The sequence below is a fragment of the Mesoterricola sp. MK458 genome (assembly GCF_055384935.1).
On record NZ_AP045075.1, the window covers coordinates 740,365 to 752,588 of the forward strand.

Sequence of the window (12,224 nt, forward strand, 5' to 3'; positions counted from 1 at the left end):
ATCCATACTTGGAATTGCCATAAATACGGGGATTTCCGCTCCCTTCCGAGGTGTCGAATGGACCACAACATCGTGGGCAAGAGCGTCACGAGGCTGGACGCCGTGGCCAAGGTGACCGGGAAGGCCAAGTACACCGACGATTTCTTCGAGCGCGACATGCTCGTGGGCAAGGTGCTGCGCAGCCCCCACGCCCACGCCATCGTCAAGGCCGTGGACCTTTCCCGGGCCCGGGCGCTCCCGGGCGTGGTGGCGGTGTTCACCGCCCTCGACCTGCCCCGGATCAAGTTCGGCACCGCCGGGCACCCCTGGTCCCTGGACCCCGGGCACCGGGATGTGGAGGACCGCCTGATCCTCACGGACAAGGCCCGCTTCGTGGGCGACGCCGTGGCCGCCGTGGTGGCCGAGGACGCCCTCACCGCCGAGAAGGCCCTGCACCTCATCGACATCGAGTATGAGGTGCTGCCCCACGTCCTCACCGCCGAGGACGCCATGAAGGAAGGCGCGCCCCTGCTCCACGAGAACCGGCCCGGCAACGTCGTGAGTTCGTTCGGGGTGCAGTTCGGGGACGTGGAGGCCGAGTTCAACCGCGCCGACCACGTCATCGAAGGCGACTACGAGACCAGCATCGTCCAGCACTGCCACATCGAGTCCATGAGCGCCTTCGCCTACGTGGGTCCCGACGGCCGGGTGGTGGTCAACTCCTCCACCCAGATCCCCCACATCGTCAGGCGCATCGTGGCCCAGGCCCTGGGCCTGCCCTGGGGCCGGGTGCAGGTCATCAAGCCGTACATCGGCGGGGGCTTCGGCAACAAGCAGGACGTCGTGGTGGAGCCGCTCGCGGCGGCCATGACCCTGGCCGTGGGCGGGCGCCCCGTGCGCTACTGCATGACCCGCGAAGAGGTCTTCATCGACACCCGCACGCGCCACGCCATGAAGCTGCACCTGAAGACCGCCGTCAACTCGGACGGCACCCTCAAGGGCATCCACGTGCAGCTGCTGAGCAACACCGGCGCCTACGCCAGCCACGGCCACTCCATCGCCATGTCGGCGGGCGGGAAGTTCCGGCCCCTCTATGATTTCCCCGCCGTGAAATTCGAGCCGAAGACGGTCTACACCAACCTCCCCGTGGCAGGCGCCATGCGCGGCTACGGCACGCCCCAGATCTTTTTCGCCCTGGAAAGCCACCTGGACGACATCGCGCGCCGGCTGGGGCTCGACCCCATCGAGCTGCGCCGCAAGAACCTCATCAAGGTCGGCCACCAGGATCCCCTCACGAAGAACGTGGTGCGCTCCTTCGGCATCCCCCAGTGCATCGAGAAGGGGATGGAGCTCATCCGGTGGGACGAGAAGCGCAGGGCCCACCTGGAGCAGACCGGCCCCCGGCGGCGGGGCCTGGGCATGGCGCTTTTCGCCTACGCCTCGGGAACCCACCCCGTGGCCCTGGAACTGGCCGGCGCCCGCATCGTCATGAACCAGGACGGCTCGGTCACCCTGCAGGTGGGGGCCACTGAGATCGGCCAGGGCAGCGACACGGTGTTCGCGCAGATCACGGCGGAGGTGCTGGGCCTGCCCATCGACATGGTCCACGTGGTGACCACCCAGGACACCGACATCACCCCCTTCGACTCCGGCGCCTACGCCTCCCGCCAGACGTTCGTCACCGGCATCGCCGTGCGCAAGGCCGCCATGGAGGTGCGGGACAAGGTGCTCGAGGTGGCCGCGCGCCGCACGGGCCTCGTGCCCGCCGAAATGGACATCCGGGATCGCCGCATCGTGGAGACGGCAATTGGCCGCGTGGTCTGCTCCCTGGAGGACGTGGCCATGGACGCCTACTACGACCGGCTCCTGGCGGCCCCCATCACCAGCGACACCTCCGCCAACGTGCGCATCAACGCCATGTCCTACGGCGCCACCTTCGTGGAGGTGGACGTGGACGTGGAGACCGGCAAGGTGGAGATCGCCGAGATCTGGAACGTCCACGACTCCGGCACGATCATCAACCCCAGGCTCGCCGAGGGCCAGGTGCACGGCGGCGTGAGCATGGCCCTGGGCGCCGCGCTCCTGGAGCAGATGCTCTTCGACCCCCAGAGCGGCAAGGCGCTCAACAACAACCTGCTGGACTACAAGCTGCCCACCATCCTGGACACGCCCAGGATCAACGCCGCCTTCGTGGAGACCTTCGAGGCCGCGGGCTCCTTCGGTTCCAAGTCCCTGGGCGAGTGCCCCGTCATCTCCCCCGCCCCGGCCGTGCGCAACGCGGTGCTCGACGCCACGGGCGTGGCCTTCCACAAGATCCCCCTCTACCCCCAGGTGGTTTTCGAGAAATTCCGGGAAGCGGGGCTGCTGGCTCAGAGGAGCGTCGACCATGTTTGACATCTGCGAACTGCACGAACCCGGGACCCTGGAGGAGGCCAAGGCCGTCTTCGCGGAGAACCCCGGCCTCAAGGTCATCGCCGGCGGCACCGACGTCCTCATCCGCCTGCAGCACGGAAGCCTCGCGGGCGCCGGCCTCCTCAGCCTCAAGAACCTCCACGCCCTGGAGGAGATTGTCATGCTGGGCGACGGGACGATCTCGGTGGGGGCCATGGCGCCCTTCACGACGATCTTCCAGTCCGAGCTGATCCGCAAGCACGTCCCCGTTCTGGGCGAGGCCGCGGTGTCCATGGGCGGCCCCCAGGTGCGCAACGTGGCCACCATCGGCGGCAACATTTGCAACGGCGCGGTGTCCGCCGACAGCGCCTCGACGCTGTTCGCCCTGGACGCCCTGCTCAAGCTGGAGACCGCCACGGACGAGCGGATCATCCCCATGGGCGACTTCTACGCCGGCCCCGGCAAGGTGAACCTCCGCCCCGGCGAACTGCTCACCGCCGTGCTGATCCCCCGGGAAGGGTACGAGGGCATGGGCGGCCACTACATCAAGTACGCCATGCGCAAGGCCATGGACATCGCCACCCTGGGGGTGGCCGTGGTGTGCAAGGTGCGGGAGGACCGGTTCGTGGACCTGCGCATCGGCCTGGGGGTGGCCGCGCCGGTGCCCATCCGGTGCTTCGAGGCCGAGGCCTACGCCAAGGGGAAGGAAGTCACCCTGGAAGTCGTCCAGGAGATCGCCCGCCTCGCGGTGAAGCCGGCCAAGGCCCGCACCTCCTGGCGCGCGTCCAAGGACTACCGGGAGCATCTCATCGAGGTTCTGGCCCAGCGGGCCGTCGCCGAAGCCGTGAAGCGTGGGGGAGGTTGCTGTGCTTACTAAGAATTCCGCCGGAGTGGCCGTGCAAAAGCGCATCGCCCTGAAGGTCAACGGGCGCCCCGTGCAGATCGAGATCGACATCCGGGAGTCCCTCCTGGACGTCCTGCGCGACCGCCTCCAGTTCACGGGCGTCAAGCAGGGCTGCTCCGTGGGCGAGTGCGGCGCCTGCACCGTGCTCATCGACGGCGTCCCCGTCAACTCCTGCATCTACCTCGCCGCCTGGGCCCACGGCAAGTCCGTCACCACCATCGAGGGCATCGCCCTGGACGGTCACCTCTCCCCCGTCCAGGAAGCCTTCGTGGAGGAGGGCGCCATTCAGTGCGGCTTCTGCACCCCCGGCCTGGTGCTCAGCACGACGGCCATGGTGGAAAGCGGGAAGCGCTTCACCCACGACGAGGTTCGCCGCGAGCTTTCGGGCCACCTGTGCCGGTGCACCGGCTACCAGAAGATCATTGACGCCGCGGAACGGGCCCTGCGGGAGGCGGAGGCGGCTTCCGAGTAGCCGGCGCTCCGGGATCCACACGGATTCATGCGAGGATCGCGACCCGCCCCGGGCAGGGCCGTTCTCGACTCCGGGTGTCTGCGCTGACTTCCCAGGTCATCTCCAGCCCAGGAATCGAGGCCATCGCAGGAATGCAATCAACGCGTACGCGGAGATCGCGCGGAGGATCGCCGAGAAAGAGCATTCTTCCTCAGCGACCCTCTGCGAAACCTCCGCGGTACCTGCCTTATCGCTATTCCTTGCCGCCGCTTCGAATATACATGTACTGCTCGCCACGGAATTCCACGGGCAGCGTGTAGGTGCCCGCCACCGTCGGGGTGAACTTCATGGGCACCCGCTTCAGCACGGTGATGTCCGGATCCGCATCCCGCGTGGGCGCCGTGGTCCGGAACCGCAGTTCGACGAGCAGGTCGGAAACGACCCCGGCCTGGCTGCCGATAAGCGTCTTTTCTTTCGTGGAGGCCGGGCGCGGGTCGGGCCGCATGGCGACCACGACCTTCTGGCCCTTGACCGGATCAAATTCGCGCGTGGGGTGATTGATGATGAAGCGATAGCTTACGCTTCGGAGTTCAAGCCCCGCCTCAGGATTGATCCGGATGACGGGCTCGGAGGCCAGCCATATTTTGCGGTTCAGAAGGCCATGGCAATCGCCCGTGACCTCGGGGCGGGATTCGATGTTGAACACGCCCCAGGGGATCTTCTGGACGGGCCGGTGGATGCGGATGGAGTGGCTCTCCTTGCTTTCCGCGTTCAGCCCCAAGGCCAAGGTCTGGAGCCTGGCCTCCCGCTCGATTCCGCCCTCGATCCGGAAGGTCTGTTGGCCCCTGAAGAAGATGGGTTCCCAGGCGGAGGCGGTCTCGCTTCCCCCCATCCAGAACCCCACGACGGTATCCATCAGGCTGAGAATGGTTCCGAAAGAATTCTTTGCTAGGGCGGCGCTGCCTGTCCTGAAGAACTGTCCCCAAGGCTGGCTGGCGATCGAGGGAGTCCTGGCCATGTAGTCCGTCCATTCCTTGAAGGAGCCAGCGGACCAGGCGCCTCCCAGGCCCGTGACGACGACATCGCCGGCGGAGGTGTTTCCGCTCAAGGTGGGAGCCAGCATCGAGGGCGTTTCCTGCCACAGCTTCAGTTCACCTTCACCCTCCATTCGGATGTTGCTCCGCTTCACGGCGACCAGGCTGAAAAGAAGGACAGGGTCCTTGGTGCCAAGGGCGGGGTCATAACCGGTCAATTGGAAATCGAAGGTAGCCCAGTCCCCATACTTGTTCATCATGGAGAGGAAGGCGTCACTCTGTTTCGTGTCGAAATCGGAAATGAAACATTTGCCGCTGGTATTGGTCAGGGTCAGGAGCGGGGCGGCGTTGGAGGGACGCAAATCGGGGTCATTGAACTGGATCTTGCCGATGTAGAACGAATCCTCGCGGTGCGGCGCATTGAAGATGCAGACCCGGAAAATGCCCCGGTACTTGTTGTAAAGGGTGAAATAGGGAATCGTCACGCCTGCGGCAGGGGTGCCGAAGTCGCGGTGCACTAGCATCCATCCGTCCTCGCGAAAGAAGTTACCCCTTCCTGTGGACACCCGGTTGCCGGGGATCCGGAAGGGCATGAGGCTCTTCGTCAAGGCTGGTGGCGAAGACGGGTTGGCGGAGAAGTACATCTCCTGCTCGGTTTCTGCGGTCCAGTCCCAGGCCGCGCTTAAATTGGGGTCCTCCGGTCCCATGGCTCGCTGGGCGTAGCCGGGGAGTAGGGATGCGAATGCCGCGATTGCAATGGCAAGGGGTTGTTTTGGCATGGTTGGGTTCCTTGGCGGTAGGCCTAGTTGGACGCGGTTTGGTTCGGGGTTGCGACGAGCCGAAGGGTGTTTGGTGTGTTCCTGGCCACCTCCTTACTGGAAATGCGCCAGGCCGAAAACCCTGGGATGCCATCATTGGCGCTTCCGCGCAGAATGCGCTTTCCTGCAGCCGGATCCACCCGGGGGGTGCCGTCGGCCGGTGCTCCCTGGTACCCGTCCTGGGCCGTGTCTTCGCACCATTGCAGACCCAACCCCGACATGTCATGCAAACCCCAGGGATTGGCCCACTTTGCGCCCGATGGCAACTCAGGAAGGTTCCCGGTTCGCCACCACGCGTAATGCGAGAATTCACGTTCCAGGAGACCGGGATCATCACCGAAGAAGAAGCGTGTGGTAGTGCCCGCCCTGCACGCGTACTCCCACTCGGCCTCCGTAGGCAGGCGGAAGGTATAGTCCCGCCTGTGCCGGTTCAGGTTGGGAAGGAAGTGATCGCGGATATCCACGAAGGAGATGGCGCGAGCGGGCAGGCCGGCATCGTCGCCCGCCTGGCGCACTGCCGCGTCGGCCACAGCGTTCCATTGGGCCTTGGACACCAGGAAGCGGGTCATGAAAAACGGCTTCCCGATTGTCACTTTGTGCTCCGGCGTGGGATTGAGGGAGGTGAGCATGTAAGTCTGGTAATTGCTCCCGGCCCCCACGATGCCCTTGCCGGCGGGGATCTCCACGAACTCGAGCGGGATGTTCCCGGGCAGGGCAACCACCAGGGCCGGCGAGGCGTAGGCGACCTTCGCGTCCGTACCGGTCTTCACCTCGAAGACCTGCTCGGGCTTGAGGGGATGGAGGCTGCCCTTGGCCGCGGTCACCGGGGCCGCCTTGACGGTGTAGGAGCCGGGCGCCAGGCCTTTCAGGGTCTCGGTGGCGCCCAGTTCCCGTTTGTAGTCTCCGGGCCCGGTCACCACGACGGGGGTCCCGGGGCCTTCCAGTCCGGTGATTTCCACGTGGAGCGCGGGCTTGACCGTGACCACGGCTTCGCGGGTAACGGAAGGCCCGCCGGGGTGGGTGACCGTGAGCTTGTAGGTGGTGGTTCGGCGGGGTGAAACCTTGAGGATCTCCTCGCTCTTCACCGAAGCGGCGCCCGGTTCCACGGTGCCGGCCCCGAGCGAGAAGGAACCCTTGAGCTGGGCGGTTTCCCCCAGTTCGATGGTGGCCGGTTCGGCCGTGAAGGCCTGGATGGCGGGCGCCGGCCTGGGAGGGTCATCGTCCTTGTGGCAGGCCACGAGCAGGAGGATTCCGGGCAGGGCGCAGGCACCGCTGCGGAAGAGCGGCCGAGGCCGGGGGGGGACGACGGTTGTGGGTGGCATATCAGCTTCTCCTGGCCGCGGGAAAGCCGCGACGAAGGAAAGGGTGGCCCCGCCCCGAAGCAGGTTCCCGGCGGCCGGATCCGCGCCTGGCCTGGATCCACGGGCGGCACCCGTTCCAGGCGATGGCCCAAATTGGACTTATGAATACAGAGATGTTGTGTCTCAATCGCGGAAGACGTATAGTCGGACGCCTGGGATCCCAAGCGAATCCCGCAACTGCGGAGGTGCCCGTGTCCGAGGAAGCCAAGACGCTCTCCCCGTGGTGGAGGATCGCCGTCCTCCTGGTGATGATCGCGGGCTTCAGCCTGCTCAGCCTGGTCACGGTGAAGACCTACGCGGGCGCCCCGCCCATCCCCGACCGGGTGGTGGACACCGCGGGCCGGGTCCTCTTCACGGGCGACGACATCCGGGCGGGGCAGGGCGTCTTCTTCAAGTACGGGCTCATGGAGCACGGGACGCTCTGGGGCCACGGGGCCTACCTGGGCCCGGACTACTCGGCGGAGTATCTGCACCGCCTGGCGGAAATCGGCCGGGACACCCTGGCCCAGGAGCGCTTCGGGAAGCCCTTCGCCCAGGTGCCCGCGGATGCCGCCCCGGGCCTGGGGGAGCGGCTCAAGCTCATGCTCCGGGAGAACCGCTACGCCGGAGGCACGCTCGTCTTCACCGCCCCGGAGGCCCGGGCCCACGAGGTCCAGGCCGGGGAATGGAGGGACTACTTCTCGGGGCTGGACCCCGCCCCGGGCCTTCCCGCGGGCTACATCCGGAACGAGACCGAGCTGGCCCGGCTCAACGACTTCTTCGCCTGGGCGGCCTGGGCCACCGTGGCCACCCGGCCCGGCACCGACTATTCGTACACCAACAACTGGCCCTACGAGCCTCTGGTGGGGAACCTGCCCACCAGTTCGGCCTACCTGTGGAGCGCCATGAGCCTCGTGACCCTGCTGGGCGGGCTGGGGCTCATCCTCTTCATCTTCGGCAAGTTCGACTACCTGGGCTGGGGCGGCGGCGTCGGCTCCCACCGCGGCGCCCCCGGGGCCCTGCAGGGCTGGAAACCCACCGCCAGCCAGAAGTCGCTGGGCCTCTATTTCCTGGTGGTGATGCTGCTCTTCCTGGCGCAGGCGGCCCTGGGCGGCGCCCTGGCCCACTACCGGGTGGAGCCGGGCGCCTTCTACGGGTTCGACCTGGCCAAGTTCCTGCCCTACAACCTCGCCCGCACCTGGCACCTGCAGCTCGCCATCTTCTGGATCGCCACCTCCTGGGTGGCCGGGGGCCTCTTCCTGGCGCCCCTGGTGGGAGGCGCGGAGCCCCGGGGGCAGAACGCGGGCGTCCTGGTGCTGCTCGGGGCCCTGGCGCTGGTGGTCTTCGGCAGCCTGGGCGGGGAGTACCTCGGCATCAACGACCGCCTGGGCAGCCTCTGGTTCTGGCTCGGCCACCAGGGCAGCGAATACCTGGACCTGGGCCGGTTCTGGCAAGTGCTCCTGGCGGCGGGGCTCCTCTTCTGGCTGTGGCTCATGTTCCGGGCCCTGCGGCCCGCCATGGGCCGGGGCAAGGGTGAACTGCCCAGCCTCTTCCTGGTGGCCGCGGTGGCCATCCCCCTCTTCTACGTGCCGGCGCTCTTCTACGGACCCCACACGAATTTCGCCGTCATCGACAACTGGCGCTTCTGGATCATCCACCTCTGGGTGGAAGGCTTCTTCGAGTTGTTCGCCACGGTGATGGTGGCCGTGATGTTCGTGCAGATGGGACTCATCAAGGAACTGGCCGCCACGCGGCTGGTGTACCTCGACGGCATCCTCTACCTGGTGGGGGGAATCGTGGGCACGGGCCACCACTGGTACTTCACCGGCCAGGGCACCCTGAACATGGGCCTCGCCGCGTGCTTTTCCGCCCTGGAGGTGGTGCCCCTGACGCTGCTCACCCTGGACGCCTGGGATTTCATCCGGCTCCAGGACAAGGTCTGCGACGACTGCGACCTGCCCCTGGGTTCCAAGCACGTGTGGCCCATCCGGTTCCTCATCGCCGTGGGCGTGTGGAACTTCGTGGGGGCCGGGGTCTTCGGGTTCCTCATCAACCTGCCGATCGTCTCCTACTTCGAGGTGGGCACCACCCTCACGCCCAACCACGGCCACGCGGCCATGTTCGGCGTCTTCGGCATGCTGGCGCTGGCGGTGGTGTTCTTCTGCCTGCGCTCCCTGCGCTCGGACCGGGCCTGGGCCCGGGTGGAAGGGCTGATCCGGGTGGGCTTCTGGGGGCTGAACATCGGCCTGGGGCTCATGATCCTCCTGGACCTGTTCCCGGCCGGCGTGCTGCAGCTCTGGGACGCCCTGGCCAACGGCTACTGGCACGCGCGCAGGCTCACCTACATCATGTCCGGCACGTTCCATACCCTCGAATGGGTGCGCATCGCCGCGGACATGACCTTCCTGCTGGTGGGCGCACTGCCCCTGGCCTGGGCCACGGTCAAGCTGGTCCTGGACCGGGAGCCGGCCGCGCGGCGATGAGCAGGGCCCAGGGCTGATTCCATACCCCCTTCAACCCGTGGACGAATCCTCCCGGGCCTGGGAGCATCAGGGACCATGGACTACCGCACGACCAAAGCCTTCGATCACTTCCTGTCCGGCCTGGGGCCTGAGGCCCGGGAAGAGGCCCTGGGCGTCCTGGCCGGGGAGGTGCGGGACCTGCGCGGCCTGCCCCCGGGCGCCGCAAGGGCCCGGGAGGTCCACCGGCGGGTGGATGCGGCCCAGGCCCGCTTCGCCGCCCTGAGGCCGGACGTTACCGGCCAGGTGCGGTGCTCCCGGGGATGCTCCCACTGCTGCCGCCTCTGGGTGGGCGTAACCCGGGACGAGGCCGAGCTCCTGCGGGCCTCGGAGGTCCGGCCCGATCCCGGCCGCCTGGAAGCGCAGCGATCCTGGACGTCCCCGTCCGACTTCATCGGCAGGCCTCGGGATGAGGCCTCCTGCGTCTTCCTGGGGCCGGACGGGGCCTGCGCCGTGTACCGGGACCGGCCCGCCATCTGCCGGGCGGTGCTGGTGGCCAGCGACCCGGAATTCTGCCGCGGCGGCGACCTGGCCACCCGCATCACGGCGGTGATCAACCCCTACGCGGAGGTGGTGGTGTCGGCCGCCCTGACCCTGGACGCGGAGGGGGATCCGCCGCCCCCCGCGGGCCGCCATCTGGCCCACGCCCTTGGGCACCCCCTTTTTCAAAGCCGGAAAACGCCCCCAGACGGAGGAGCGTTCAGGCAGAATCCTTCCATGAACCTGCTGGCCGTTTCCGGAAGTCTGAGGGACCAATCGAGCAACACGCGCCTGCTGCGGGCCCTGGCCCTCCTGGCGGAGCCGGGGGTGTCCGTGGCCTTCGGCCCTCCCCTGGACGGGCTCCCCTACTTCAACCCGGACGTGGAGGAGGCGGGCCTCCCCCCGGCGGTCCAGGCCTGGCGCGACCGCGTGGGCGCCTGCGACGCGGTCGTCGTGTGCAGCCCCGAATATGCCCACGGCGTCTCCGGGATGCTGAAGAACGCCCTGGACTGGCTCGTGGGCGGCATCGAATTGAACGGCAAGCCCGTGGCGGTGGTGAACGCCCGCCCCGAGGCCACCCTGGCCCACGCCGCCCTGGTGGAGACCCTGCGGATCATGGGCGGGACCGTGATCCCGGCGGCGGTCCCCCTCACGGGACGGAACCTGGACGCCGAAGGCATCGCCGCGGACCCGGAATTGGCGGCGGCGCTGCAAAGAATCCTCTCCTCCCTGGCCCAGGCGCTGCGGTAGACTCCTTCTCCATCCCGAGGCCACCATGGGAACCCCGTCGATCCAGAGCGCCACGCGGAACCTCGCCAAGTCCGTCGAATGGATCCGGCGCGACGGCCACGAATGGTCCTTCGTGGGCCTCTCCCAGGAATTCGAGGAGGCCGAGGTGCAGCGGCGGGTGGACGGGTTCTTCCCCGACGAGCGGCTCTACCTCGTCTTCGGCGGACGGGACTCCGCCGAGGTACCCCGGGCGCAGGCCGCGCACCTGGTGAAGGAGCTGCTGCTGGTGCGGGAAGTGTCCCTCTGGGACCTGGGGCTGGCCCGCACCCTGCAGTTCAACCGCATGGGGCTCTGCAAGGCGGGAACCGTAAGGCATTAGTACAGGAACATCGGCTTGCCTTCCACGTGGCGCACCTTGGGGCGGTAGTTGTCCTTGTCGTACAGTTCGGCCACGTCCACGCGCTTGAGACCCTGGGTGAGGGTGGACATGGGCACGCTGGTGTAGGTGCCGTTGCGCAGGGCCACCAGGCGGTTCCGCTCGCCGCTGCGGATGATGTTGATGGCGACGTTGGCGAAGTTCACGGCCACCATGAGGTCGAGGCTGTCGGGGGCGCCGCTGCGCATGAGGTAGGAGACCTGCTGGTTCAGCACGTCCTCGCCGGTGAGCTTCTTGAGGGCGTCGCCCAGGATGTTGCCGATGCCGCCGAGCTTCTTGTGCCCGTAGGCGTCGGCCTCGCCGAACTCCACCGGGACGCCGCCCACCATGTGGGCGCCCTCGCTCACGGTGATCATCGCGTAGTTGCTCGGATTGGCCCGCTTGTCGGACAGGATCTTCTCGGCCACCCGGACGGGGTCGAAGGGCACCTCGCTGATCAGGGCCCGGTCCACGCCGGCCAGGTACGAGGCCAGGAGCGAGGTCTCGCCGGAGTTCCGGCCGAAGAGCTCCACGATGGCGATGCGCTCGTGGGAGCCCGCGGAAGTGCGCAGCTGGTGGATGAACTCCACGCTGCGGGTGACGGCCGTGGAGAAGCCGATGCAGTAGTCGGTCCCGTAGATGTCGTTGTCCATGGTCTTGGGGATGGCCACGCAGGGCACCCCCTCCTGGTGCATGCGCTCGCCGTAGCTCAGGGTGTCGTCCCCACCGATGGGGATGAGGATGTCCAGGCCCAGCTTCTCGATGACCTTGAGCACGTGGGGCGTGAAGTCGAAGGGGCCTTCCTGGTCCGGGGTCAGGGAGGGCCGCAGGAAATCCGGCACCCGCCTCAGGCTCACCTTGCCGGGGTTGGTGCGGCTGGTGTGGAGGAAGGTCCCGCCGGTGCGGTCCACGGTGCGGGTGTTGAATTTGTCCAGGGGCAGGATGCACTTGCCGTGGGTCTCGGGGTTGTCCAGGTCGTATTCCAGCAGCCCGGCCCAGCCACGGCGGATGCCCACCACCTCGAAGCCCTCCTCGATGGCCCGCGACACCAGCATCTTGATGCAGGGATTGAGGCCGGGGACGTCGCCTCCGCCAGTAAGGACGCCGATTCGCATGGGAGCCTCCAGAAAACGTGCCGGGTTCCGGGAATTCCTGAATACTACT

9 protein-coding genes are annotated in these 12,224 nt (G+C 67.3%); 6 read left to right on the forward strand and 3 right to left on the reverse strand.

Annotation, left to right across the window (positions count from 1 at the left end):
- Window positions 1–57 precede the first annotated feature (57 nt).
- Genes xdhA through xdhC form a run of 3 tightly spaced genes read left to right on the forward strand, consistent with a single transcriptional unit; the run spans window position 58 to window position 3,746 of the window.
- Window positions 58–2,373, forward strand: coding sequence for a xanthine dehydrogenase molybdenum-binding subunit XdhA (gene xdhA, locus ACZ5LB_RS03180; RefSeq protein WP_464604707.1), 2,316 nt, complete (start codon window positions 58–60; stop codon window positions 2,371–2,373).
- On the forward strand, window positions 2,366–3,247 hold the full coding sequence (xdhB, locus tag ACZ5LB_RS03185) for a xanthine dehydrogenase subunit XdhB (RefSeq protein WP_464604708.1): 882 nt from the start codon (window positions 2,366–2,368) through the stop codon (window positions 3,245–3,247). The genes xdhA and xdhB overlap by 8 nt, the downstream gene beginning before the upstream one ends.
- A gap of 13 nt (window positions 3,248–3,260) precedes the next feature.
- Complete coding sequence (xdhC, locus tag ACZ5LB_RS03190) at window positions 3,261–3,746, forward strand: xanthine dehydrogenase subunit XdhC (protein ID WP_464604709.1); 486 nt, start codon at window positions 3,261–3,263, stop codon at window positions 3,744–3,746.
- 232 nt (window positions 3,747–3,978) lie between these two features.
- Here the strand turns inward: xdhC and ACZ5LB_RS03195 are convergent, their stop codons facing one another.
- Together ACZ5LB_RS03195 and ACZ5LB_RS03200 are read right to left on the reverse strand one after the other, a co-directional pair.
- Window positions 3,979–5,538 (reverse strand): hypothetical protein, encoded by a 1,560-nt coding sequence (locus ACZ5LB_RS03195; RefSeq protein WP_464604710.1) that lies wholly within the window; start codon window positions 5,536–5,538, stop codon window positions 3,979–3,981.
- Window positions 5,539–5,561: 23 nt separating this feature from the next.
- On the reverse strand, window positions 5,562–6,899 hold the full coding sequence (locus ACZ5LB_RS03200) for a formylglycine-generating enzyme family protein (RefSeq protein WP_464604711.1): 1,338 nt from the start codon (window positions 6,897–6,899) through the stop codon (window positions 5,562–5,564).
- Window positions 6,900–7,129: 230 nt separating this feature from the next.
- Here ACZ5LB_RS03200 and ACZ5LB_RS03205 point away from each other — a divergent pair, with 230 nt between their 5' ends.
- The 3 genes from ACZ5LB_RS03205 (at window position 7,130) to ACZ5LB_RS03215 (ending at window position 11,024) form a co-directional block, all read left to right on the forward strand.
- Window positions 7,130–9,400: a nitric-oxide reductase large subunit gene (locus ACZ5LB_RS03205; protein WP_464604712.1), complete on the forward strand. Its 2,271-nt coding sequence runs from the start codon at window positions 7,130–7,132 to the stop codon at window positions 9,398–9,400.
- Between the two features lie 75 nt (window positions 9,401–9,475).
- A complete protein-coding gene (locus tag ACZ5LB_RS03210; RefSeq protein ID WP_464604713.1) occupies window positions 9,476–10,666 on the forward strand; it encodes an NAD(P)H-dependent oxidoreductase in 1,191 nt (396 codons plus the stop codon).
- A 25-nt stretch (window positions 10,667–10,691) separates the two neighbouring features.
- Complete coding sequence (locus tag ACZ5LB_RS03215) at window positions 10,692–11,024, forward strand: hypothetical protein (protein ID WP_464604714.1); 333 nt, start codon at window positions 10,692–10,694, stop codon at window positions 11,022–11,024.
- On the opposite strand, the gene ACZ5LB_RS03220 is transcribed toward ACZ5LB_RS03215, so the two are convergent.
- The gene (locus tag ACZ5LB_RS03220) at window positions 11,021–12,175 is read right to left on the reverse strand and encodes a 6-phosphofructokinase (protein ID WP_464604715.1); all 1,155 of its coding nucleotides are present in this window, start codon (window positions 12,173–12,175) and stop codon (window positions 11,021–11,023) included. The two genes, ACZ5LB_RS03215 and ACZ5LB_RS03220, sit on opposite strands and share 4 nt — an antisense overlap.
- Window positions 12,176–12,224: the final 49 nt, after the last annotated feature.